The organism is Roseibium sp., from assembly GCF_050301095.1.
Lineage (GTDB): Bacteria > Pseudomonadota > Alphaproteobacteria > Rhizobiales > Stappiaceae > Roseibium.
Genome location: NZ_JBNKYW010000061.1, coordinates 19,517 through 41,213, shown reverse-complemented (window position 1 = coordinate 41,213; position 21,697 = coordinate 19,517). Strand labels below are relative to the sequence as shown.

The following is a 21,697-nucleotide window of genomic DNA, read 5'->3' as shown; positions in this document are numbered from 1 at the left end:
TGCGCCACCGAAGACGAGGCGGTCACCGCCAAGCGCTCGGGACACTATGCGGGTGTAGCTCAGGGGTAGAGCACAACCTTGCCAAGGTTGGGGTCGTGGGTTCGAATCCCATCGCCCGCTCCAGATTTCAAAAGGGCTCAGGAGAAATCCTGGGCCCTTTTACGTTCGTCCAGGCGTTCCTCCGTTCACACCGATGTTCACAATCCTCAACGGGCAAGGTGCTCAAGGTTGCGCGCTGGCTGGCCCGCTCTGCTCCCTCAGCTTCACCGGTATCTTCAAATATGGGGAATGCTTTCGCCAATTCGTGTTTCACGCTTGCTGCAAGGCGGGCACTACTCTAGGGTGCGGCGGCACTTTATCGATTCTGGTGGGGTTATCAATGACTTACAAAAAAATTGCGGCAGCAGCCTTGTTAACAGTTGCGCTGGCAGGTTGCCAAAGTGTTGTGGCATCAAATCCATCGAGCGTGCTGGTCCAATACGATCCGGGAATGTATGACCCCGCAAAAATGGCTGCCATGGCTCAGGAAGAATGTCAGAAGCACGGCAAGAATGCGGTTTATACCTCTACCATTCCGACCAATGGCTTCTCGCTGCCCACGGCATCGTTCAGATGCGAAAAATAGTCATCAGATAAATATGCGCTCAAGTGCTCTGGTTTCTGAATCTTGCAGAGATCTGCTTGAGCTTTCGTTGCAGTATAGGGGGGCGGTGATATGACCTTCCCCCCGGAGCTGACCAACCGGCCGAGTCTTTTTCAGTCAGGGCTGGATTTCTCCTTCGGCCGTCGCCCATGTATCAGGTCGGCCCTCAAAGGATTTGAAACGAAAAAGGCTCGGGTCACCGGGCCTTTTTGTTTTATTGCCTCCGCAAAACTGTTGAGCGCTTTTTTGTCCCGGTAACCCGCCGCACATGTTGTTGGTGGCAGGGAAAACCGGTTGGCACTCATGCCGAAGGGCCGGAGAAAGCGTTTCCTCCTATTCCATCACCGCGAGTTCATCGACGATCTGCCGTGCCTGTCGGGCGGCAAAGGCAAGGTCCCGGTCGAAGGGACGTGTTCCGGAGACGCAGATGCAGATGCGTTCGACGAGACGCTTGTCCAGCAGCGGCACGAACCTGACGCGGCCCGCCAGCACGTCGTCCCGGACATCGAACCAGGACAGAAAACTCACGCAGTCTCCGCGGGCGACCATTTCGCGGATCACTCCGACTGAATTGCTGCTTGCGAGGATCTGGGCGCTCTTGCGCTGTTTCAGGATCTCGGCCTGCAGCCTTGTGTGCAGGGAAAAGCTCTCGTCGAACAGGCAGATCGGCCAGTCGAGGCAATCGGACACACGGACTTCGGGTTCCCTTATCTCGCAGAGAGCGGGACTGTAGACCATGCCGACACGGCAAGGCGTTTCCGAAACCACCCGGACCTCCTGGCTGTGAAGCACATTGAAGGCGACGATGAGATCGAGGTCTCCCTCCCGCAAGGCGTCGGTCAGGGCCGATGTGCCGCCGATCTTTACCTCTGTCCGGTCATATCGGCATTCTTCTCTCGCCCGCTGTGCGAGCTCCGGGACAAGCGCTCCGGCGAAACATTCCATCGCACCGACGCGGAAGATCTTTTCGCCTTCGGAGGCATTCCGCGACAGGTTCGCCCGGAGCCGGTTTCCCTGTTCGAGCCAGGCTTCTGCCTGCTTCAGAAAGATGCGGCCCTTGTCCGTCAGTTCCACGCCCTTTGTGCGACGGCTGAAGAGCCGGACACCAAGGTCGCTCTCCAGCAGTTGCATCTGCCGGCTGAGCGCGGAGGAGGCAATGTTCAGCTTGTCCGCGGCCTTGCGGATGGAGCGCTCGCGCGCGATTTCGACGAATGAATACAGTTCGCGGGAAAATTCAGGCATAGGCCGATCCGGTCTTTCGTGTTCGAAATTTTAGATCATGAAGCGCTAATAGTTCAAGTTCTTCGCGCAATCGAAGGTGCCTAGACTGTGGCCGACGACGACGAAACACGGAGGCAGAAATCATGGCAGACGACCTGAAGCTCTTGCGGGAAACCATCCGGATCGCCAGAGACAGCCGGGAAGAGGGCAATCATCCGTTCGGAGCCCTTCTTGCCGGACCGGACGGCACAATCCTGCTGCGCAGCGGCAATACCTACCAGGCGGACAAGGGCGTCGGTCATGCCGAACTGAATGTTGTCCGTGAAGCCAGCCGCATGTATTCGCCCGAGTTTCTGGCCGAATGCACGCTCTACACATCGGTCGAACCCTGCTGCATGTGCGCGGGCGCCAGTTACTGGGCGGGCATCGGCACGGTCGTCTACGGCATGACCGAAAAACGCCTCGCGGTCCTCACCGGCGACAATCCCGAGAACCTCACACTGGATCTGCCCTGCGAGCATGTTTTCCGCGCCGGACAGCGGGAGGTCGAGACACGCGGTCCCTTCACGGAACTTGAAGAAGAAGTCGCCGAAGGCCATCGGGGCTTCTGGTAAGGCGCGGCATGCCGCGCCGGCGGCAGGAAACTGGCTAGGAAAATGAGATGAAAGAAATGCTCAATCTGGAAAAACTCGACCTGGAAGGCCTGATGCGCCGGGCGATTGCACTCGCGGCCTCGGCCAGGGAAAAGGGCAATCATCCTTTCGGGGCACTCTTGTGCGATCTTGAGGGAAATATCGTTCTGGAAGCTGAAAATTCGGTCGGCGAACTGGGTGACGTGACGTGCCACGCGGAACATAATCTCATGAGCGCGGCGGCTAGGGCCTTCGGCGAGGAAGAGCGGGCGAATTACGTCATGGTCACCAGCACCGAGCCCTGCGCCATGTGTGCCGGTGCAACGTTCTGGACCGGCATCCGCGCCGTGGTCTTCGGACTGTCCGAAAAAGGACTGATCGACATCTGCGTGAGCGGGGACAACCCGCATCCGCCGCTGCTCAATGTCCCGTGCGAAAAGGTCTTCGAAAGCGCCCCGCATCACCCGACCGTCGTGATCGGCCCGGTTCTCGAAGACGAGGCACGCGTTCCCCACCTGGGGTTCTGGACGTAACCGCGCGTTTGTGACGGACCGCAGCACATATCTCCCGGCTGGTCCGTTCACATTCGGCCGTTCGCGTTGGGTCGATGGAATGCCGGCCGCCGAACCAACCCCCGGCGACTGTTTTCCTGAGGGCCTGTTTCCAGGCAAGGAAACCGCGGACGGCCGAAGACCTTCCGGTCGTCCGATGTGCGGGTGCGCCTGCTGCCATCGTTCCGGAGGGGCTCGTCATTTCTTCCAAGCCTTTCCCGCGCGGTCCGGGCGCTGACCCCGATCGCGCGGTGAATCTATCGGCATATGTGCCATTGCAGGCGTCCTTCCGTCCTGAGTTTGTGTTCCGAAGAGGCAACAACGCGATTACCGGCTCTTCCCGTGCCTGCTAGTCTTTCAAGCGGAGGAGCAAGGAGATGGAACGCCGACTTGCCGCCATACTCGCTGCCGACGTGGTCGCCTACAGCCGGATGATGGCAATTGACGAGGTTGGGACTTATGAACGCCTGACCGAGTTGCGCTCCCGGTTTGTCGAGCCGCTGATTGCCGACCGGCATGGACGTGTGGTCAAGCTGGTCGGGGACGGTCTCCTCGCGGAATTCCCGAGTGTCATTGACGCGGTCGAATGTGCGATCGGCATTCAGGCGGTGACGCAAGAATATAATCTGGGTTTGCCCGAAGAGCACCGTGTTGAGCTTCGCATCGGGGTCAATATGGGCGACCTGATTATCGAAGACGACGACATCTACGGGGAAGGGGTGAATGTTGCCTCGCGCCTGGAACCGCTTGCGGAGCCGGGCGGCATCTGCGTCTCGCGCGAGGTCTATGAATACACCCACGGCAAGATCAGCAAGGAATATGTGGAGGCCGGGCTGAGGCACGTGAAGAACCTTCCGGATCCCATCCTGGTGTACCAGATCGTTGACAGGCCGGGCAAAGCGGCAAACCCGTCTCGCAGGCACACCGGCGTCGTGCCGGTGATGCTGGGTCTGGCGGTACTGGCCGTGCTCGCCGGAGCGCTGTTTTTCTGGCGGGACTTTCGCGGCGAAGCCCCTGCGGAACCTCCGGCGCAGACGGTCGACGCCATGGCGGGCCGACCCTCCCTGGTGGTGCTGCCGTTTGAAAATCTGGATGCGGCGGCGCAGGATGACTATTTCGCAGACGGACTTACCAGCGATCTGATAACCGACCTGTCGAAGATTTCCGGTCTGTTCGTCATCTCGCGCAATGCCGCCTTCTCCTTCAAGGACAGTGTGGCGGATACCCGTGACATCGCCCGCGAGCTCGGCGTTCGATATGTGCTTGAGGGGAGCGTCCGGCGGATGGCGCGTGGCGTGCGTATCAACGCCCAGCTGATTGACAGCCTCAACGGGGAGAACCTGTGGGCGGAGAGGGTCGATCACAGCTCCCCGGACATGTTCGCGGTTCAGGACGAAGTGATCGAACACATCGTCGACAGCCTTGCCGTTCAGCTCTCGCCATCGGAACTTCAGAGGGTCACGCGACTGCCGACCAACAATCTGGAGGCCTATGACAATTATCTGCGCGCCGAGGAGGCCGCGCGCAGCGGATTGCGTCCGCGGCTGAGGGAAGCCTTGCGCCTCTACGACAAGGCAACGTCCCTGGATCCGTCCTTCGCGCGCGCCTATGCGGCCATGGCACGTGTCGAGGCGCTGGTCATGCGCCGGGACTATGATGACATTCTGGCCTTTCCGGTTGCCCGCAAACTTGCCTACGAACATGCCGGCCGCGCGCTCGAACTCGATGCGGAAGCGGCCCTGCCGCTCGCCGTGCTCGCGGAATTGCAGACCGTGGACGGGCGCTACGACCAGGCGCTGGCCTCCGCCCGGCAGGCCGTCGATCTGGCGCCGGGGGAAGCGGAAGCCCATGCGACGCTCAGCCTGGTTCATACCTTCGGCGGCCGCCACAAGGAAGCCATTGCGGAATTCGAGCTGGCATTGAAGCTCAATCCGCGTTTGCCGACCAATGCACGGCAGGTTGCCGCCATGTCCTACATTCTGGACGGGCAGGCGGCACGCGCCGTTGAAATTCTTGAAGAAGTCCGGTTCGAATCCGCCGGCCTCGACGATTTCCAGATTTTGCTCAGCGCTGCCTATGCGGAGGCGGGGCAGGCAGATCTTGCGCGCCAGGCGGCGGCGGAGTCCGAACGGGTCGGGCCGAATACGAGTGTGGAACTTTTCCGGGTGAACCTGGCGCATTTCCGGCGTGCCGAGGATCTTGAGCATGTCCTGGACGCGATGATCCGTGCCGGAGTGCAGAAATGGCCGTTCGGATTTGACCCGGAGTCGCGTAGCGCGCTCGGTGCAGCGGAAATTCGGGAGATCGCGATTGGAAGGAGCTGGCGTGGTCACCTGGACGGCTTCGGGCCGGGGGCCCTTCAGATTTCACGAGACGGTGTTCTCGCGGTGCGGACCCCCGCCTTGTTCGCGACCGGTTCAGCCCATGTCTCAGGCGACCGGCTTTGCCTTCAATATGAAGCGCTGGCACTTGCCCGTGCCGTGTGCGGGCCGATTTACCGGGCTGCCGAAACGGGGGGCGATACACAATTCCCCTATACATACGTCAACGGGAACATGGTGTTCCATTTCGCGCCGGACGACTGACAGCGGGAACGGCCCTGTTCAGTTCAGCAGGTTCTTTTCCAGCTTCTCCTGCAGGTCCGGCCAATGAGCATCCGCCTTGGCGAGCCAATCGTCCCTGGCCGGGCCGTCAAGTTCTTCGGCGTAAGTCGGGTCGTAGACGAAGTAAAGCTTCCCGTCGATGATCCGCCACGACCGTTCAGGATCGATGTTTGCCGAGGCGTGACCGTCAATGCCGACGCCAAGGGTGCAGTATCCGCCGTATTGAGGGGCATATCTGACCGGGTCGGCGGCGAACAGGTCCCTATGGCGGCTGTTGGCGAAGTGCCATGGCGTTCCGAGCCACTCATAGGCAAATTCACTGGAGCCCTTCATCGCCTTGTGTTCGGTGAAATAGGCAACAGTGTCATATCCCTTGATGGCAACGCCGCCGAACGGGCCGGTGTTGACCGATCCGCCTGCTGCTGCCGTGCCGGGCAAGGCCAGGCATATCAGGCAGGCCGTTAAAGTGCTGATACGCATTTTCAAACCTCCATTCATTGCCCGGCTTCAAGGCATCTTTGGTAATAGTCCTCGCTGCCAAGCACATTGGCCGACTGGCAAACAGCGCCGTGCTGTTTCAACAGGCCGACCATTTTCATCCGTTTTTTCGACCAGGTCTGGGTGAGCACGCTGAAGCCGTGACGGTCGATCGCCGTCGGGTCGGCGCCCGCGGCAAGCAACAGTTCCGCTGTTTCAAGGTGGTCTTCTTCCGCTGCCATGAACAGGGGTGTCTGGCCAGCCTCGTTATTCCGGTCCGCCAGATCGGCCCCCCGGTCCAGTAGCAGACGGACAACATCGGTCTGGCCACCGTAGGCGGCCGCATGCAATGCGGTGAAACCGCCGCGATTGCGCTCCATGATGTCAGCGCCCGCATCCAGCAGTATTTTCGCGATTTCCGTATGTCCCGCCAGGGCCGAGGCAATCAGTGGCGTCGCGTCGTTCAATCCGCGATCCTCAGGCGGGGTTCCGGTTTCCAGCAGGCTTTTTACCGCGGCGGCATCGCCTTGCTTCGCGGCGTCGAATAGCGGACCGGCGTTGGCTGCTCCCATGACGCAGACCACGCCGATTATTCCGGCGAACCGTCCTAACATCGAGATCCCTCCACTGACCGCCATTTTACCCAAAGGGCAGATTGCGCGCAAATAAGCGGCCTCGGTGGAACCTCGCGGACCGGATGGCAGCAGTTGCGGCAAGCCGCGCCCGGGATCTGCTGGAATGTTCTGCTTCGGTAGCGCTTGGGAGGGTGCCAAGGTCCGGAAAAATATCGTGTTTGGATGCCGCTGGTGCTCGGATGCTTCAGCGCGCCGGTATCGGCGCCGTGAAATGCCCCCGGTGAATTGCGAAACCGAAAGGCAATCAGTGCATCGCAATCACATTTTTTTGTATGCGGCAATGCATAAGGATTTCCACGTAGTTGGTGGGAATGGGCGAGGCAAGCTTAAAAATTAAGACAAACCTTTCCTATCGGCGGAAGGAAATCTCAGAGATCCGGGGCGTAATGTCGAAAGGCAATTTACGGGGGAGACTGGCCATGGCCGGATATCTTTCCCGTGTTTTGCTTTGCCTCAAGTACCCGTGTCTGCGGCGGAGCCCTATGGTTCCGCCGCAGGTCCGGGGGGACTTTTACGTACTCAGATGTCCAGCTCGAGAAACCGGCTGGCGTCTGAGTGCGATTTTTCAGCAGTATCCAGTACCATTTGCAATCTGGCGCCATGATCGAACCCCGGCTCCGCCGCCTTGCCGGTGCGGATCGCGGTGACGAAACGCTCGTAAACCGTCGGTACAGGCAATGCCGCAATGTCTCGCCAGACCGCGCGTTCCAGATCCGGCCCATCGCAGATCCGCAAGCTTTCGATCCTGTTTTCAAACCGGACTTCCAGCCCCCCCTTGTCGCCGTACAGGCGCAGACGGAGATCGTTCAGGTGACCGGAGGCAAACCGGGTCGCGCTGACCGTGCCGAGCGCGCCGTTTTCAAGCTCGGCCTGGAGCGTGAAGCTGTCGTTGGCGTCAAGGACATAGTCGCCGATCCGCCCGCCGTCAGCCTTGTCGAATGTCTTCATGCGGCAGGAAAGCCCCGCAACCGGGCTGCCGGCGGCATGGACGACAAAATCCAGAATGTGAACGCCGACGTCCCCGAGAACGCCCTTTGAGCCGTGCTCCGTCGACAGGCGCCAGAGCCACTGGCTTTCCGTGTGCCAGTCCCCCCAGGCCGGCTGCGTAAGCCAGCTTTGAAGGTAGGAGGCCTCGAAATGGCGAAGCGCGCCGAGAGCTCCTTCCGCCACCAGTCCGGCCGCCTGCTGCAACACGGCGACATTGCGGTAACTCAGGTTGACCATGCCGATGAGCCCCTTGGTCCGGGCAAGATCGGCCATTTCGCGCGCGTCGGAAGCATTGGTCGCGAGCGGCTTTTCGCACAGGACGTGTTTTCCCGCCCGCAACAGGGGCAGAGTGGTGGGGTGATGCACGGCGTCCGGAGTGACATTCGAAACGGCATCGAATGCGCCCCATGCAATCGCGTCCTCAAGCGTTTCAAAGCGATGCGGGATTGCGAGTTCCGCACAAAACGCATCGAGAATTTCGGTGCGCCGGTCGACGCCCGCGACGACCTCGACACCGGGAATCTTCTGAAAGGCGGCCACATGCGTGCGGGCCATGTTTCCGGTGCCAAGGATCAGGATCCGGACAGGGGAGTGGGCTGAAGTCATGAAAACGCTCCATCGGGCAGGAACCGCTCCGTCCGTGCGCCCGGCACCTTTGGACGGCCCGGACAGTGTCAGCGGAAACCTTCTTCTCCGGCCTTGTGAAGCTTGGGGCCGCGTTCCTCGATTTTTTCCGGGGCCCGGTCCACAGGCACATTGGGTGCCGCCGTGGGCTCGGCGATGCGCGCCATCGGATTGAAGGCCCATTTGACGCCGTTTTTCAGCACGGTCCGTACATTCGGATCGTGATAGGTGGGATAGGTCTCGTGTCCCGGGCGAAAATAGAAGATGTTGCCGGCACCGCGCTTGTAGGTGAGGCCGGAGCGGAACACCTCGCCGCCCTGGAACCAGCTGATGAAGACGGTCTCGAGCGGTTCCGGCACGCCGAAGGGTTCGCCGTACATCTCCTCCATCTCCAGTTCGAAACTGTCCGGCAGCCCTCTCGTGATCGGATGGTTGCGGCTGGTGATCCAAAGGCGCTCGCGCTCGCCTGCCTCGCGCCAGGTGAGATTGCAGGGCCCGCCCATCAGCCGCAGGAAAGGCTTGGCGAAATGGGCCGAATGAAGAAAGATCATGCCCATGCCGGACCACACCGCCTCACAGACGCGGTTGACGACCTCATCGGCCACGTCGCCGTGAGCGGCATGACCCCACCACAGCAGCACGTCCGTTTCCGCCAGCCTCTCTTCCGAGAGGCCGTGGTCCGGTTCCTGCAGCGTTGCGGTGGTGGCACTGATGTCCGGGTCGGCATTCAGCGCCGAGGCAATGCAATTGTGCATGCCGTCCGGATAGAGACGTGCGACGACTTCGTTGTGCTGTTCGTGGACGTTCTCGCCCCAGACCACGGTTCTGATCGCCATAGCGGCTCCTTCCGGTTCGCAATTTGTGTGAGGGTGTCGCGGGGACAGGGTTTTCAAAGCGCTTTGGATAGCGCTATCACTGGTTTTCGCGGCTGTCAATTCCGGGCTGGAGACAACTTGCCGATACCAGCCGGGTTGTCGCATGGCGGATCGTGCGGCGGTCAGCCGCATCGTCTTCAAGCCGGAAATCGGTAACATACCATATAGTATGGTATAGACGGGGGTTTCGATGAATATCTTTCTCTTGATAGCGGCAGGGCTGTCGGCAGGCGTTTGCCTCATTCACACATTTCTCGGGGGGCGCGAGATTGCCGTTCCGCTTCTGCAGGCGGCCGATCTCGCGCCGGTGCCGAAATATGTGTCTTATTTCTGCTGGCACATCGTCACGATAGCGCTGGCGGCCATCGCCGCGATGTTCGCCTTTGCCGCGATGCGGCCGGACAGCCTTGAACTTGCCTGGGCGGCAACCGGATTGACCGGAGCCATCTGCCTGCTCGGCCTTGCGGTACCGCCGATGAAGAAGCAAACATATGCGCACATGCCTCAGGGCTGGCTGTTTCTGCCGATCACAGTGCTCGGCGCCATCGGGGTCTCATGAAGCAACGCAAACGTTTCGGAAAAACCGACTGGTTGTCTCTTGGTTTGGGGCAGCTGGCCAGGGAAGGTAGCGCCGGTCTGACGGTTGAGGCGCTTTGCGAGGCGGCCGACCGCACGCGCGGTTCGTTCTACCACCACTTCAGCGATCACGGTGCTTTCATCGAGGCGCTCATGGAGGCCTGGAAACAGCGGAACACCCATGACGTTGCGGAGGAGACCCTGCTGCAGGCGCCGAACGACCGGGCCCGGAAACTGTCCGATCTGGCAAGTGGTCTGGATCAGGATCTGGAACGGGCGGTGCGCCAGTTCGCACAAGGCAATGCGACGGCCCTCAGGGCGGTTCGGGAGGTCGACGAACTCAGAACAGGGTTCCTGGCGAAGCTCTATGAAGGCTCTGGGCTCGAACCCGGCTTTGCGCTTGAGATTGCCAGGATCGAATATGCAGCCTTCGTCGGTGTTCAGGTCGTCTGGCCCGATATGCCGGAAGCGGAACGGCAGGCGCTCGAGCGGCGCTTTGCCGGACTGGTGAAGTCGGCCGTCAGGTTGCCCTCGCGGCCGGACTGACATCCGGTCCGGTCGCGAGGAAACTTTTCCTTTCTAGTAGCCCGCCGTCAGAGCTCCGATCCGGCGCGGGTCGGAGGCGCCCGCCAGCAGGCCGCCAACCTTCATGATCGACTGGGTCGAGCCCATGGCGTTCTTGACCTCCACCTTGTGGCCGCGGCTTTCAAGGATCCGGATCGTATCGGGAGACAGGCCTTCCTCGATGCGGATTTCGTCCGGCAACCACTGATTATGGACGCGCGGGGCGGCGGTGGCCTCGGCAATGTTCATCTGGTGGTCCACCACATTCATGATGATCTGCAAGGTGGTGGTGATGATCCGGCTGCCGCCGGGCGAACCGGTCGCCAGGAAGAGTTCGCCGTCCTTGAAGACCAGCGTCGGGCTCATGGAGGAGAGCGGGCGCTTGTTGCCGGCCACCGCGTTGGCCGTGCCGCCGATCAGGCCATAGGCGTTGGGCACGCCCGGCTTGGCGGAAAAGTCGTCCAGTTCGTTGTTGAGCAGGACACCGGTGCCGTCCGCCGTCATGCCGACGCCGAAGGAGAAGTTCAGCGTGTAGGTGTTGGACACCGCATTGCCGTCCTTGTCGACGACGGAAAAATGCGTTGTCTGGTTGCTCTCGTAAGGGAACGGGTCGCCGGGCTTGACGTCAACGGACGGGGTTGCCGCATCCATCCGGATGGTCTTCACCAGCTCGGCCGCATAGTCCGGCGAGGTCAGGCCCTTGACCGGCACGCTGACGAAGTCCGGATCGCCGAGATACTTGGACCGGTCGGCATAGGCGCGGCGCATGGATTCGGCCATCACGTGGATGGTGTCGGCCGAGTTCGGGCCGAACTCTGCAACCGGAAAACTCTCCAGCATGTTGAGAATTTCCACGATGTGGACGCCGCCGGAAGAGGGCGGCGGCATCGAGGCGATCCGGTAGCCGCGATAATTGCCGGTGACCGGCTCGCGCCAGATCGCTTCATAGCCGGCGAGGTCTTCCACAGTCATTCCGCCGCCGTTCGCCTGGACCTTGGCGGCGATCTTTTCTGCGATTTCGCCCTTGTAGAAACCTTCGGCGCCCTTGTTGGCGATCAGTTGCAGCGTCTTGGCAAGGTCCGGCTGTTTGAGGATCTCGCCGGGAGCGTAAAGCGCCGCATTTTCCTTGTAGAAAATCGCAGCGCTTGCCGGGTCCTGCGTCAGCCGTTTGGCGGCGGAAGCGAGCGCCGCCGACAGGCCGGGCGTCACGGTGATCCCGTCTTCGGCAAGCCTGATCGCCGGCGCAACCAGGTCCGCCCAGGCCAGGTTGCCGCTGCCGTACTGTTTGTGAGCCGCGGCGAAACCGGCGACCGTTCCGGGCACTCCGACGGCAAGGCCCGAATAGCGGGACTTCTGCTTGTCCGGTTCGCCGTCATCGCCCAGGAACATGTCCTTGAAGGCAGCGGCGGGCGCTTTTTCCCGGTAGTCCAGCGCTTTGGTCTCGCCGCTTCCTGCCATATGCACGAGCATGAAGCCGCCACCGCCGAGATTGCCCGCCCGTGGCAGGGTCACGGCCAGCGCGAAGCCGGTCGCGATGGCCGCATCCACTGCATTGCCACCCTTCTTCAGGATCTCAAGACCGACACCGGTCGCAACCGCTTCCTGGCTGGCGACCATACCGTTCTGCGCCGTCACCGGCTGGAAGCGGTCCTTGAGGGAATAGATCGGCGCCTCGTCGGCATAAAGCGGCCGGCCGGGGGCAACAACAAGCGCAACTGCAATCGAGACTGCGCAGATCATCGATTTCACGGTAGGTTTCATCTTCGTCTCCGGCGATTGGTTCGCCGGAGAGTGTGCAAGAGGCAGGCGCGAGAGGCAATTCAAATTCCCCCGAAAGTTGAGCCTCTTGCGCGATTGATTCACCGCAAGGCCAATTCTCCTGTTAGGCTGCAATCTGGCGAATGTTTTTGCACTTTGAAGATTTTCGTTTCTCCAAGGAGGTCCCATGACTGGCAATGCTCTCCGTTCAAGCCGGCGCCCTTACCGGGGCCTTCCGTATTCTGTATGCGCGATCGCTGCCGGATGTCTGGGACTGCTTGTGCAATCGCAGGCCGTGCAGGCCGCCGATGCGGCTGCCGGAAAGGATCTTGCCCTGCAATGGTGTTCCTCCTGTCATCTGGTGTCAGAGGATCAGGCCACGGCGTCGAGCGTTTCCCTGCCGAGTTTCTACGACATTGCAAAGGACCCGGGATGGACGGAAGAGAAGCTGGCAACCTTTCTGGCCGACCCTCACCCCATCATGCCGAGCATGAACCTGGGCAACATCGAGATTGCCAACCTGGCGGCCTATATCGGCTCGCTCGCTCCCTGATTTCTCCGCGGATCAGATCCTGAACTCGGCCCGCATGCCGGCGTGGTAGGAGCCGGCATAGTCGCCGCCGTGGGCATCATAGACCTCGTCCGGCAGGCCGTAGTTGAACACCTTGAAATCGACGGCCTTGCTGTGCATGGAAGCGCTGGCCAGGATATGGTCCAGCGCCTGTCCCTTGCCCCTGTGAATGACGGTCTGGCGCCGTTCGGGCGGCAGCGACGCGTCGAGCTGGAAAAGGCGCCGGTTGGCGAAATCGGGCGAGCCTGTGTCTTCGGGATCGGCGCGCAGCAGCCGCAGCGTTCCGGTTTCCCCCGTCGCGTTGAAATCACCGGCCATAACGATCTGCGCCTCTTCGTCGGCGTCGAAAAGCGCTTCCGCCGCCAGACGCAGTTCCAGGGCCTGGGCGGTCTGTTTCAGCACGGACAGCTGATAGCCTTCGGCCCAGGTCGAAATGTTTTTCCAGCTGCGGTCTGGGAGCTTTCCTCCCGGGATCATGGCGGCGACCGGCGCACGCAAATGAACGCCGAAGAGATGCAAGGGACGGTCCGTGCCGATATCGATTTCCGTCTTGAGCACGGGCCGGTCGAAGAGAACTGCCTGGGGCCCGGACCAGACCGGCTCCGCCGTCTTTGATTGCCACAGGGGCACATGCGCGTGGGACTGATAAAGACTTTCCGCCCGTTTGATCGGGTAACGCGACAGGATCACAAGATTGTGCCGGTCACCGGGCCCCTTGCCGGACGGGCGGTCGCTGGTTGCCCTGTGAAACGTCTTGTAGGGCGTATCGTCCAGAAGCAGCTCGAGCGCCTGAAACTCCCGCTTCGGCGCGCGCCTGCGTTTCTGCGCGTTGACCTCCTGCAGGCACAAGATGTCCGCGTCCAGTTCCAGTATCCTTGGCCGCAGCGCCTCGATGCGCGGCTTCAAGGCGTCCGGATCATGCCGGTCCGCGCCGAAGGATTCCATGTTGAAAGTGGCAAGCTTCATTCCCGGGCGCCCATTCGTACGGAAGTTGGACGGGCACAATAGCGGCGCGCGCGGTCAAGTGGTAGAGAGCTGCCCAGAGCGTATCCGGATTTCGGGAGATTTTCATGGCGGACGATCCTTGTCCCTGCGGCAGCGGTGCAGCCTTCGAGGCCTGCTGCGGACCTTTCCTTCAGGGCCGGGCGCGGCCGAAGACGGCTGAGGCCCTGATGCGGTCACGCTATTCGGCTTACGTCCGCCAGAATATCGCCTATCTCAAGGCAACGCTCTGGCCGAAATTTCAGGACGGCTTCGATGCCGATGGCACGGCCCGGTGGGCGGCTGAGAACCACTGGACCGGACTAAGCGTTCTTGAGACGGACAAAGGCGGCGAGAACGACCGCGACGGCACAGTTCTGTTCGAGGCGAGATATCTGTCCGGGGCGAAGCTGAACGTCCACCTCGAGCGCAGCCGGTTCCGCAAGAAAGCCGGGTGCTGGTATTACGTGGAGGCACTCTGAAGCGACGGCTGAAACGACCACATTTGCGGGAAGACGGGCCGGAAGACGGGAAAGAGTGTCCGGTCCCTGTAAATGGCGGCGGGAACAGGGACCGGACCAATCTGCGGACCGAAGGGGAGGCAGCCCTCAACATCCGCAATCTCTTCAGGGGTGCCGGCAAGGAGCGTGTGCCGCCCGTACCGGCGGAACGCATCAGGTGCAAAGCTGATTTGTTCCTGTTATGTTCTCATTCTTCACGGAGATGCCGATCCAAGTCAAGTGTGTTTTCCGGGAAAATGGAAAAATGTGCCGCTGCGGGGCTGTCGGGAGTAATGACAGCCTCCGGCCTCGCCTTCCCGGACCTGGCGAAGCGAAGAACCGGGATCTTGGGACCAAGAGCAGTAAACCCTGGAAAGGAGCCAGGAGTTTGTGGCCATCAAGCCCCGGCTCGCGCTCCGCTAGGGCGGAACGGAACCGGGACACAACGCCTTTGTCAGCAGTCGGCGGTGCGGGCACCCTTGCTGTTTCCCGTTTGCCCATGTCTTGTGAAAACCTGCCGCAGTGACGCGAATATGAACGCGAAAATTCCCAGCTGTCGTGGCGCCGTTTTATTGGTGCAGACGAAATATTAAGCGTGTCATGACACAAATACGGAAGAATGGTCACCGAGGGCGCAGCCTCGTACCCGTGCAGGTCATGGTATTGGAATGGTGAAAACTCGACAAAACGGGCGCGCGGCGCGGCCTTGCCGCGCGGTAACGCACGTGGGTCATGAATGCCGAACCCTGCCTGCCGCGCCGCAAGGGGCAAGAAAATGAACCGCCTTCCGCGCAACTCAGCTCCCCGGGGAGGAGCTGTTCGCCGAAATCCAGTTCATCCTCATTCTTAAGCTCGTGATCAAGGGTTTCCTAATTGCGTTTCACCGCCAGTGCCTGGACAAAGCGAATTAACGGCTCGGCCCTGCCCCGTATCCTGGGGAAAGGGGCCCGTGACGTTGCCGCGGTCCTGCGCGCTGACCAGACGGAAGGCAGTGCCGCGGGGCGCATGGCGGTGTTCACCTTCGTGGTGCGGGTCGCGGGCGCTGCCCTTGCCTATCTGTCGCAAATCGTGCTGGCCCGGCTAATGGGGGCTCATGATTACGGCATCTATTCCGTTGCCTGGACGCTGGTGATCGTCTTCGGCGTCATGGCATGTGGCGGGTTTTCAAGTTCTGCCAACCGGTTCATTCCGCAGTATCTGCAAAAGGGCGACCTGAACGGGTTGCGGGGTTTCCTGCGGACAAGCCGGCAAACGGCCTTCCTGATCGGCACACTGGCCGCCGCCGCCGGAATGGGCGGCGTCTACCTGCTGCGGCCGGTCATCGAGCCCTTCTATGTCCTGCCTGTCTCGGTGGTTCTGCTGGCCCTGCCGTTTTTCGCCGTCGGCCTGGTTCAGGATGGCATAGCGCGCAGCTATGACTGGCCGTCGCTTGCCATGCTGCCGACCTATGTCTGGCGACCGCTGGCGATCCTTTTCCTTCTGGTCGTGGTCGCCGTCAGTGGCTTGCGGACGGATGCGCTGACGACCGTTCTTGTCGCCGTTTCGGCCACCCTGCTGGTCGCGCTCTACCAGTATCTTCACCTGCGGCGGAAACTGGCGCCGCGCATTCCGGCTGGTCCGCGCAGAACCGAGTTGACATTCTGGCTGGCAATCTCCTTGCCGATGCTGCTCGTGGACGGCTTCCTGCAGCTGATCACCAGTGCCGACGTCATCATGGTCAGTTTCTTCCGCGATCCCGGAGAGGTTGCCGTTTATTTTGCCGCGTCCAAGACGCTGGCGCTCGTCCACTTCGTCTATTTCGCCGTGCGGGCGGCTTCCGCGCACCGGTTTTCCAACTTCGCCCATAACGGCGACCGGAAGGGACTGGCGGACTATGTGCATCAGGCAACGCTTTGGACCTTCTGGCCGTCTGTCGCGGCCGGAGCCGTGCTTTTGCTCGCGGCTCCACTGCTGCTCCGTCTCTTCGGCAGCGATTTCACCAGCGGATATGAGCTGATCGCCATTCTGATGATCGGTGTCCTGGCGCGCGCATCGGTCGGACCGGCGGATGCCCTGCTGACCATGACCGGCAACCAGACCTCCTGCGCCGGGATCTACGCCGCCACCTTCCTGCTCAATGTTCTTTTCAATCTGGCGCTCATTCCGCAGTTCGGCCTTGCGGGAGCCGCCATTGCCACAAGCTGCGCAATTCTTTTTGAAGCGACTTGTCTTGCCGTGACCGTCAGGCGCAAGCTGAATATAACAACGTTTGTTCTGCCATTGATGTTTTTACGTAAGGGGCGGCCGGTTGATCAGTGATCCAAAGGCGCTGTCAGATCTGGAATTCCTCCTTTCCGATCCGCTGAGCGATCGGTGTCCGGTTGAGCGTTGGCAGGCGCTCAGTGGTGCCGCAGCCGACCCGAACCCGTTCTTCGGTCCGGCCTTCCTGAAGCCCTATCTTCAACACATGGCGCCGCAAGGCATTCGCCTGGCCGTCGTGCGGAACCGCGCATCCGGAGACTGGTTGCTGGCCGCGCCCGTCGGTATGCGGCGCTTCGGTCTCGTCCTGCCGGTGAAAACCGTCTGGGCAACCCATTACGCGCCGCTCGGAACGCCCCTGGTTCATCCGGTCGCCGGACCCGTTGAGATCACCTGCTTTGTCGAGGGGGTGGCCCGATCCGGCGGATTGCTTGCCATCCCCTACCTGCCGTCTGGATCACGCGCTGCCCGGCTGCTTGCAGAGGCATTGCCGGAACGGATCCATCTCGTGTCCCGCGCACGGCGGGCCGCCCATGACGGCGGCGCTGCCGGCAAGGCGCAGCTGGAAGCGGCGTGCAGCGGCAAGCGGGGGAAGGAATGGCGCCGCCTGTTTCGCCGACTGGGTGACCACGGCCCGGTGCGGTTTGAAAGCCTTTCAGGTGCGGATGCCGTTGCCGCATTCGAGGAGTTCCTGGCCGTGGAGGCTTCCGGCTGGAAAGGCCGGGCCGGGACGGCGCTGGCCAGCCGCCCGGACACGGTGGCCTTCGCAAGAGCTGCCGTCGCAAATCTGGCCGGGGAAAGGGAGATACGGATAGACCTGCTTCGGGCAGGTGAAAAGCTCGTTGCCGCGCTGGTGTCCTTCGTGGAAGGCGGCTGGTCCTATTCCTGGAAAATCGCCTACGACGAGGACTTCGCGCGCTATTCGCCGGGCGTTCAGATCGCGCTGCAGGCCTTTCGGGAAAACCTTGCGCTGACGGGTTTCAAAGGCGCCGACTCGCTGGCTGTTCCGGGGCACTCGATGATCGAGCCCCTGTGGCCGGGGCGGCTGGAAACGGCAACCATGCTGATCGCTTCGGGAGCCGTGGGCGACGCAAAGCGGAGGCTGGCCATGGTGGATCTAGCCGCCGAACAGACCCTGCGCCAGATGGCCCGGAGCGTAAAGCGGAAGCTCAGGAAGTAAGGCTATCTGCCATTTCCTCGCGCGCCAGATCGCGGAGCTTGCGGCGGATCACCTTGCCGGTCGTCGTCATGGGCAGGGCGTCGACAAAGGCGATTTCCCGCGGGTATTCATGGGCGGACAGGCGCTCGCGGACAAAGCTTCGGATACTGTCTTCCAACGCCGTGTCCGCTTGTGCATCTTCTTTCAGAACGACATAGGCCTTGACGATTTCGGTGCGCAGCGCGTCCGGCTTGCCGACGGCGGCCGCCAGTGCGACGGCCGGATGCTTGATCAGGCAATCCTCGATTTCCCCCGGTCCGATCCGGTAGCTGGCCGAGGTGATGATGTCGTCGTCCCGGCCGATGAAATGCACATAGCCGTCTTCATCCATCACGCCCTGGTCGCCGGTGATCATCCAGTCGCCGATGAATTTTTCTTCCGTTGCTTCCGGCTTGTTCCAGTACTTCAGGAACATCACCGGATCCGGCCGCCTGATGGCGATCTGGCCGAGCGTTTCGGTGGGCAGAGCATTGCCGTCGTCATCTATGATGGCGACCTCATGTCCGGGCGTTGCCTTGCCGATGGCCCCGGACCGGCTGACGCCGATGGCAGCGGCGGAGCCTAGCACGGCGTTGCATTCCGTCTGGCCGTAGAACTCGTTGACCGGAAAGCCGAATTCGGACGCAAACCAGTCGTAGGTTTCCCGGCCGAGGGATTCTCCGGCAGACCCGACGCTGCGCCAGTTCAGCCTGAATCGCTTCGCCGGGCTTTCCACGGCACGCAACATCTTCAGCGCGGTCGGCGGGATGAAGGCGTTGCGGATGCCCTGCATTTCCAGAAGGCGGAAGGCGAATTCGGGATCGAACTTCCTCGAAGCGTAGGAAACGACGGGAACGCCGAGCGACAACGCCGGGAAAAGCGCGTTGAGCAACCCGCCCGCCCAGGCCCAGTCGGCGGGCGTCCACAAAAGGTCGCCGTCCTGTCCCAGGAAATTCTGCGACAATTCGATCCCCGGCAGATGGCCGAGCAACACCCGGTGGCCGTGCAGGACGCCCTTCGGCTGGCCGGTCGTGCCGGAAGTGTAGATCATCAGGGCCGGATCGTCCGGCGAGGTCGCGAGCGTTTCGAACCTGTCGGAGGCGCGGGAGAGCAGACCCTCGAACGACTCGGCGCCGTCACCTGGGCCATCCACTGAAAGGACCAGATCCAAGCCCGGCAGGGTGTCGCGGATTTCGGCAAGCTTGGCGAGCCCGGCAGTGTCGGTCACCAGAACCCTGGCCCCGGAATCGGCAAGGCGGTAGCGCAGGGCGTCGAGACCGAAAAGCGCGGCCAGGGGAACGGCGACCGCTCCGGTCTTGTAGGCACCGAGATGGGCAACGGCAGTCTGGGGGATCTGGGGCAGCAGCAGGGCTACCCTGTCTCCCGGCCTGACGCCCTTGGCGGTCAGTACGTTGGCGAACCTGTTGGCCGCCCGGTTGAGAGCCCCGTGGCTCCAGTCTTCCTGTGATCCGTCAGCCGCTACTTGGCGAATGGCAAGACGTTCCGGCGCGCTCGCCGCCCAGCCGTCGCTGACGGCGGATGCCATGTTGTAGACCTCCGGCAGGGACCAGCGGAAATTGGCAGTCAGGGTTTCATAGTCGCTGGCGGGCTGCAGCATGCTTGGGCGTCCGATGCTTCAAAATTTGGCAGCGGAGTGTAGGGCGGCGCTTGCTGCAGTGCAATAGACTGGAGAGACGAGTATTGGCACCGTGCAAGTAACCGACCTTTCTTTACTTGTACCGCTTTCGAGAGGCCGCGGATCGATGTGGTGTCGGGAGCGCTCGAAATCGCGGCTTTCAGGGCGGCGCGGGCAAACGGCTCGGCGCCTTCCAGGCATGTGGAGCCGGAAGCTTCCGGGGTGGCAAGTCTTTCCCGGTTAAATGCTATCTAGACATGGCACATTCGCCGGAAATTGGACGCTTCCTTAACTTCTGTCCTGCAATATCGGATCCAATTACCAAATAGTCCGGCTGGGGACCTGTAGATCCATGAAGAAGTTTGGGCAGTCCGTTCTGGCTCGCTTTGGCGGGCTTTCCGTGAAGCTGAGAATTCTGTCGCTGAGCCTTTTGACCGCCGTCGGCCTGCTGTCGATCGGCGGTGTGTTCGGTTGGAGCCAGAAGGAAGTGGCAGGCGCGTTCGACCGGCTCGACCAGAGCGCAGGCCTTGCCCGCAGCGTGGCGGATCTTTCCGATATCGCCAACGGCATGCGCAACATCGAGAAGGGCTATGTCGCCCGTCCCAAGGCAAAGGATCACGAACTGTTCGAGGCCAAGCTGGTCGAGGCTCACGCGGTTCTGGACGAAATCTCCGCCAAGCCGGTGGCCGAGGCCTTCAGCGCGGAGATTGCCGAGGTGCGCGACACGCTCGACAAGGCGTCCACGGCCTTTGCCACGCTGAATACGGTACAGGAAACCATCGGTTTCGATTCGGAGACCGGCGTTCTGGCAACGCTCAGCGGCAATGCCGACAGCGTCCTGAAACGTCTTGAGAAGGAAGCAAGGTTCGGGGGCGGTCCTGACTTCAAGAAGCTGGTGCCGGTCATGATGGCGGTTCAGCTGTCGGAAAAGAAGTTCATCCTTGACCGCAACGACGTTGCGCTCGGCAATTTCGAGGTTGCCTTCGGCAGGTACGAGCGCCGGATGAAGAAGGCAAAACTGCCCGAGGAACTCAAGGACGAGATGACCGCGAAGATGGGCGTCTATCGCGAGGCCTTCGATACCTACACGGCCGCGGTCGCGGAAAAGGACAAGTCGATCGAACTGCTGGAGAACCTGTTTGATCTGGTGCCGCCGCGTCTGGCCGCGCTCAGCGACGCCGCGCGGGAAACGGAACTCGCCGCCCAGAAGAGCCTTGCGCGGGTGCGCGCGTTCTCGACCCTGGCGGTCATCAGTGTCATTGCCGCCTTCCTGGTGTCAGGCGTCCTGGCGGGCCACTTCATCGGACGCTCCATTGCGGTGCCGCTGTCCCGTCTGCAGAACGCAATGGAAGACCTGGCGTCTGGCCAGGTGGACGTCGACTTGCCGGAAGCCAAGGGCAGCGTCGAAATCGCCGCGATGGCACGCACCGTGTCCGTTTTCCAGGAAAACGCGGTCGAACGCCAGCGGCTCACGGAAGCTTCCGAACAGGAGAACGCACAGCGCGATGCGCGGGTCGCCCGCCTGGAGGCGCTCATCGCAAATTTCGAAGGTACAGTTGGTCAGGCCCTGGAAAGCCTGGACAACTCGACCGCCGATCTGACGCAGACCTCGGTGGCCGTCGAGGCGGCGGCGGACGATGTCGCGCAGCAGGCGGATCGTGCGAACCAGGCTGTCCGGGTTGCCGCCGAAAACGTCAATTCCGCGGCCTCTGCCAGCGAGGAACTCGCTGCGTCCATCAACGAGATTTCAAACCAGGCTTCGAGTTCGACCGAAGTTGCCAAGAAAGCGGTCGCGAGTGCCGAAGGCACGTCCCAGACCATGGAGCAGCTGTCGCGCGCGGCCGACCGGATCGGTGAAGTCATGGGTCTGATCCGCGACATTGCCAACCAGACCAACCTCCTGGCGCTGAATGCGACCATCGAGGCTGCGCGGGCAGGCGAAGCCGGCAAGGGCTTCGCGGTCGTCGCCTCCGAAGTGAAACAACTGGCGGAGCAGACGTCGCGGGCAACCGAAGACATTGCCAGCCAGGTCGAGGCGATCCAGATGTCCTCCAATCATGCTCTCGATGCGATCGGGCAGGTCACCGACATCATCTCCGAAATGGAGGGGCTGGCCTCGGCCGTGGCGTCCGCGGTGGTTCAGCAGGATGCGGCGGTCCAGTCGATCGCGAAAAACGTGGTCGATGCCTCCACACGGTCGCATGAGGGCGCCGAATGCATGACAGCCGTCGGTTCGGCAACCGAACATGCCCGGGCGACAGGCAGCGAGGTCGAGCAACTGGCGGGGTCACTTTCCGAACAGGCCGCGCTTATCCGCAGCGAAATCTCCAGTTTCCTGGAAGGCGTGCGCGCCGCCTGAGGAGATACATCCAGGTTCAAGGTTGCAGTCAGGCTCCCGAAGGTGCCTGGCTGTTTTGTTTTGCGTGT

19 protein-coding genes and 1 tRNA gene are annotated in these 21,697 nt (G+C 61.7%); 12 read left to right on the top strand and 8 right to left on the bottom strand.

Annotated elements, in window-relative coordinates; genetic code table 11:
• The first annotated feature begins 48 nt into the window (after window positions 1-48).
• Together ACQY7U_RS05730 and ACQY7U_RS05725 are read left to right on the top strand one after the other, a co-directional pair.
• A tRNA-Gly gene (locus tag ACQY7U_RS05730) sits at window positions 49-123 on the top strand.
• A 256-nt stretch (window positions 124-379) separates the two neighbouring features.
• Entirely contained in the window at window positions 380-625 is a 246-nt protein-coding gene (locus ACQY7U_RS05725; protein WP_428642797.1) for a hypothetical protein, read from the top strand.
• A gap of 351 nt (window positions 626-976) precedes the next feature.
• Here the strand turns inward: ACQY7U_RS05725 and ACQY7U_RS05720 are convergent, their stop codons facing one another.
• On the bottom strand, window positions 977-1,885 hold the full coding sequence (locus tag ACQY7U_RS05720; protein ID WP_428642796.1) for a LysR family transcriptional regulator: 909 nt from the start codon (window positions 1,883-1,885) through the stop codon (window positions 977-979).
• Window positions 1,886-2,007: 122 nt separating this feature from the next.
• On the opposite strand from ACQY7U_RS05720, the gene ACQY7U_RS05715 reads away from it, so the two are divergent.
• From ACQY7U_RS05715 to ACQY7U_RS05705, 3 genes are all read left to right on the top strand, one after another.
• Window positions 2,008-2,478: a nucleoside deaminase gene (locus ACQY7U_RS05715; RefSeq protein WP_428642795.1), complete on the top strand. Its 471-nt coding sequence runs from the start codon at window positions 2,008-2,010 to the stop codon at window positions 2,476-2,478.
• Between the two features lie 47 nt (window positions 2,479-2,525).
• The gene (locus ACQY7U_RS05710; RefSeq protein WP_428642794.1) at window positions 2,526-3,029 is read left to right on the top strand and encodes a nucleoside deaminase; all 504 of its coding nucleotides are present in this window, start codon (window positions 2,526-2,528) and stop codon (window positions 3,027-3,029) included.
• Between the two features lie 395 nt (window positions 3,030-3,424).
• A complete protein-coding gene (locus tag ACQY7U_RS05705) occupies window positions 3,425-5,632 on the top strand; it encodes an adenylate/guanylate cyclase domain-containing protein (protein ID WP_428642793.1) in 2,208 nt (735 codons plus the stop codon).
• Between the two features lie 18 nt (window positions 5,633-5,650).
• On the opposite strand, the gene ACQY7U_RS05700 is transcribed toward ACQY7U_RS05705, so the two are convergent.
• The 4 genes from ACQY7U_RS05700 to ACQY7U_RS05685 form a co-directional block, all read right to left on the bottom strand.
• Complete coding sequence (locus ACQY7U_RS05700) at window positions 5,651-6,130, bottom strand: YHS domain-containing (seleno)protein (protein ID WP_428642792.1); 480 nt, start codon at window positions 6,128-6,130, stop codon at window positions 5,651-5,653.
• Between the two features lie 14 nt (window positions 6,131-6,144).
• The gene (locus tag ACQY7U_RS05695; protein WP_428642791.1) at window positions 6,145-6,741 is read right to left on the bottom strand and encodes an ankyrin repeat domain-containing protein; all 597 of its coding nucleotides are present in this window, start codon (window positions 6,739-6,741) and stop codon (window positions 6,145-6,147) included.
• 540 nt (window positions 6,742-7,281) lie between these two features.
• The gene (locus tag ACQY7U_RS05690) at window positions 7,282-8,355 is read right to left on the bottom strand and encodes a Gfo/Idh/MocA family protein (RefSeq protein WP_428642790.1); all 1,074 of its coding nucleotides are present in this window, start codon (window positions 8,353-8,355) and stop codon (window positions 7,282-7,284) included.
• 68 nt (window positions 8,356-8,423) lie between these two features.
• On the bottom strand, window positions 8,424-9,209 hold the full coding sequence (locus ACQY7U_RS05685) for a ThuA domain-containing protein (protein ID WP_428642789.1): 786 nt from the start codon (window positions 9,207-9,209) through the stop codon (window positions 8,424-8,426).
• 229 nt (window positions 9,210-9,438) lie between these two features.
• On the opposite strand from ACQY7U_RS05685, the gene ACQY7U_RS05680 reads away from it, so the two are divergent.
• Both ACQY7U_RS05680 and ACQY7U_RS05675 read left to right on the top strand, forming a co-directional pair.
• Window positions 9,439-9,807 (top strand): hypothetical protein, encoded by a 369-nt coding sequence (locus ACQY7U_RS05680; RefSeq protein WP_428642788.1) that lies wholly within the window; start codon window positions 9,439-9,441, stop codon window positions 9,805-9,807.
• The gene (locus tag ACQY7U_RS05675; protein WP_428642787.1) at window positions 9,804-10,370 is read left to right on the top strand and encodes a TetR/AcrR family transcriptional regulator; all 567 of its coding nucleotides are present in this window, start codon (window positions 9,804-9,806) and stop codon (window positions 10,368-10,370) included. The genes ACQY7U_RS05680 and ACQY7U_RS05675 overlap by 4 nt, the downstream gene beginning before the upstream one ends.
• A 33-nt stretch (window positions 10,371-10,403) precedes the next feature.
• On the opposite strand, the gene ggt is transcribed toward ACQY7U_RS05675, so the two are convergent.
• A complete protein-coding gene (gene ggt / locus ACQY7U_RS05670) occupies window positions 10,404-12,149 on the bottom strand; it encodes a gamma-glutamyltransferase (RefSeq protein ID WP_428642786.1) in 1,746 nt (581 codons plus the stop codon).
• A gap of 184 nt (window positions 12,150-12,333) precedes the next feature.
• Here ggt and ACQY7U_RS05665 point away from each other — a divergent pair, with 184 nt between their 5' ends.
• Window positions 12,334-12,699 carry a c-type cytochrome gene (locus tag ACQY7U_RS05665; protein WP_428642784.1) on the top strand — a complete coding sequence of 122 codons (366 nt, stop codon included), beginning with the start codon at window positions 12,334-12,336 and terminating at the stop codon, window positions 12,697-12,699.
• A 12-nt stretch (window positions 12,700-12,711) separates the two neighbouring features.
• Here the strand turns inward: ACQY7U_RS05665 and ACQY7U_RS05660 are convergent, their stop codons facing one another.
• On the bottom strand, window positions 12,712-13,683 hold the full coding sequence (locus ACQY7U_RS05660; protein WP_428642782.1) for an endonuclease/exonuclease/phosphatase family protein: 972 nt from the start codon (window positions 13,681-13,683) through the stop codon (window positions 12,712-12,714).
• 104 nt (window positions 13,684-13,787) lie between these two features.
• Between ACQY7U_RS05660 and ACQY7U_RS05655 the strand changes: the two genes are divergently transcribed.
• The 3 genes from ACQY7U_RS05655 (at window position 13,788) to ACQY7U_RS05645 (ending at window position 17,616) form a co-directional block, all read left to right on the top strand.
• The gene (locus ACQY7U_RS05655; RefSeq protein ID WP_428642781.1) at window positions 13,788-14,180 is read left to right on the top strand and encodes a YchJ family protein; all 393 of its coding nucleotides are present in this window, start codon (window positions 13,788-13,790) and stop codon (window positions 14,178-14,180) included.
• Window positions 14,181-15,071: 891 nt separating this feature from the next.
• Window positions 15,072-16,496 (top strand): oligosaccharide flippase family protein, encoded by a 1,425-nt coding sequence (locus tag ACQY7U_RS05650; RefSeq protein ID WP_428642779.1) that lies wholly within the window; start codon window positions 15,072-15,074, stop codon window positions 16,494-16,496.
• Window positions 16,486-17,616, top strand: coding sequence for a GNAT family N-acetyltransferase (locus ACQY7U_RS05645; RefSeq protein ID WP_428642778.1), 1,131 nt, complete (start codon window positions 16,486-16,488; stop codon window positions 17,614-17,616). The genes ACQY7U_RS05650 and ACQY7U_RS05645 overlap by 11 nt, the downstream gene beginning before the upstream one ends.
• Here the strand turns inward: ACQY7U_RS05645 and ACQY7U_RS05640 are convergent.
• Complete coding sequence (locus ACQY7U_RS05640) at window positions 17,606-19,252, bottom strand: AMP-binding protein (protein WP_428642777.1); 1,647 nt, start codon at window positions 19,250-19,252, stop codon at window positions 17,606-17,608. The two genes, ACQY7U_RS05645 and ACQY7U_RS05640, sit on opposite strands and share 11 nt — an antisense overlap.
• 370 nt (window positions 19,253-19,622) lie before the next feature.
• Here ACQY7U_RS05640 and ACQY7U_RS05635 point away from each other — a divergent pair, with 370 nt between their 5' ends.
• Window positions 19,623-21,629 (top strand): methyl-accepting chemotaxis protein, encoded by a 2,007-nt coding sequence (locus ACQY7U_RS05635; protein ID WP_428642776.1) that lies wholly within the window; start codon window positions 19,623-19,625, stop codon window positions 21,627-21,629.
• Window positions 21,630-21,697 lie beyond the last annotated feature (68 nt).

What these genes read in the sequence shown, in the direction of transcription:
- ACQY7U_RS05725 (WP_428642797.1), top strand. Translation starts at nt 380, where the DNA reads ATGACTTACAAAAAAATTGCGGCAGCAGCCTTGTTAACAGTTGCGCTG.
- ACQY7U_RS05720 (WP_428642796.1), bottom strand. Translation starts at nt 1,885, where the DNA reads ATGCCTGAATTTTCCCGCGAACTGTATTCATTCGTCGAAATCGCGCGC.
- ACQY7U_RS05715 (WP_428642795.1), top strand. Translation starts at nt 2,008, where the DNA reads ATGGCAGACGACCTGAAGCTCTTGCGGGAAACCATCCGGATCGCCAGA.
- ACQY7U_RS05710 (WP_428642794.1), top strand. Translation starts at nt 2,526, where the DNA reads ATGAAAGAAATGCTCAATCTGGAAAAACTCGACCTGGAAGGCCTGATG.
- ACQY7U_RS05705 (WP_428642793.1), top strand. Translation starts at nt 3,425, where the DNA reads ATGGAACGCCGACTTGCCGCCATACTCGCTGCCGACGTGGTCGCCTAC.
- ACQY7U_RS05700 (WP_428642792.1), bottom strand. Translation starts at nt 6,130, where the DNA reads ATGCGTATCAGCACTTTAACGGCCTGCCTGATATGCCTGGCCTTGCCC.
- ACQY7U_RS05695 (WP_428642791.1), bottom strand. Translation starts at nt 6,741, where the DNA reads ATGTTAGGACGGTTCGCCGGAATAATCGGCGTGGTCTGCGTCATGGGA.
- ACQY7U_RS05690 (WP_428642790.1), bottom strand. Translation starts at nt 8,355, where the DNA reads ATGACTTCAGCCCACTCCCCTGTCCGGATCCTGATCCTTGGCACCGGA.
- ACQY7U_RS05685 (WP_428642789.1), bottom strand. Translation starts at nt 9,209, where the DNA reads ATGGCGATCAGAACCGTGGTCTGGGGCGAGAACGTCCACGAACAGCAC.
- ACQY7U_RS05680 (WP_428642788.1), top strand. Translation starts at nt 9,439, where the DNA reads ATGAATATCTTTCTCTTGATAGCGGCAGGGCTGTCGGCAGGCGTTTGC.
- ACQY7U_RS05675 (WP_428642787.1), top strand. Translation starts at nt 9,804, where the DNA reads ATGAAGCAACGCAAACGTTTCGGAAAAACCGACTGGTTGTCTCTTGGT.
- ggt (WP_428642786.1), bottom strand. Translation starts at nt 12,149, where the DNA reads ATGAAACCTACCGTGAAATCGATGATCTGCGCAGTCTCGATTGCAGTT.
- ACQY7U_RS05665 (WP_428642784.1), top strand. Translation starts at nt 12,334, where the DNA reads ATGACTGGCAATGCTCTCCGTTCAAGCCGGCGCCCTTACCGGGGCCTT.
- ACQY7U_RS05660 (WP_428642782.1), bottom strand. Translation starts at nt 13,683, where the DNA reads ATGAAGCTTGCCACTTTCAACATGGAATCCTTCGGCGCGGACCGGCAT.
- ACQY7U_RS05655 (WP_428642781.1), top strand. Translation starts at nt 13,788, where the DNA reads ATGGCGGACGATCCTTGTCCCTGCGGCAGCGGTGCAGCCTTCGAGGCC.
- ACQY7U_RS05640 (WP_428642777.1), bottom strand. Translation starts at nt 19,252, where the DNA reads ATGCTGCAGCCCGCCAGCGACTATGAAACCCTGACTGCCAATTTCCGC.
- ACQY7U_RS05635 (WP_428642776.1), top strand. Translation starts at nt 19,623, where the DNA reads ATGAAGAAGTTTGGGCAGTCCGTTCTGGCTCGCTTTGGCGGGCTTTCC.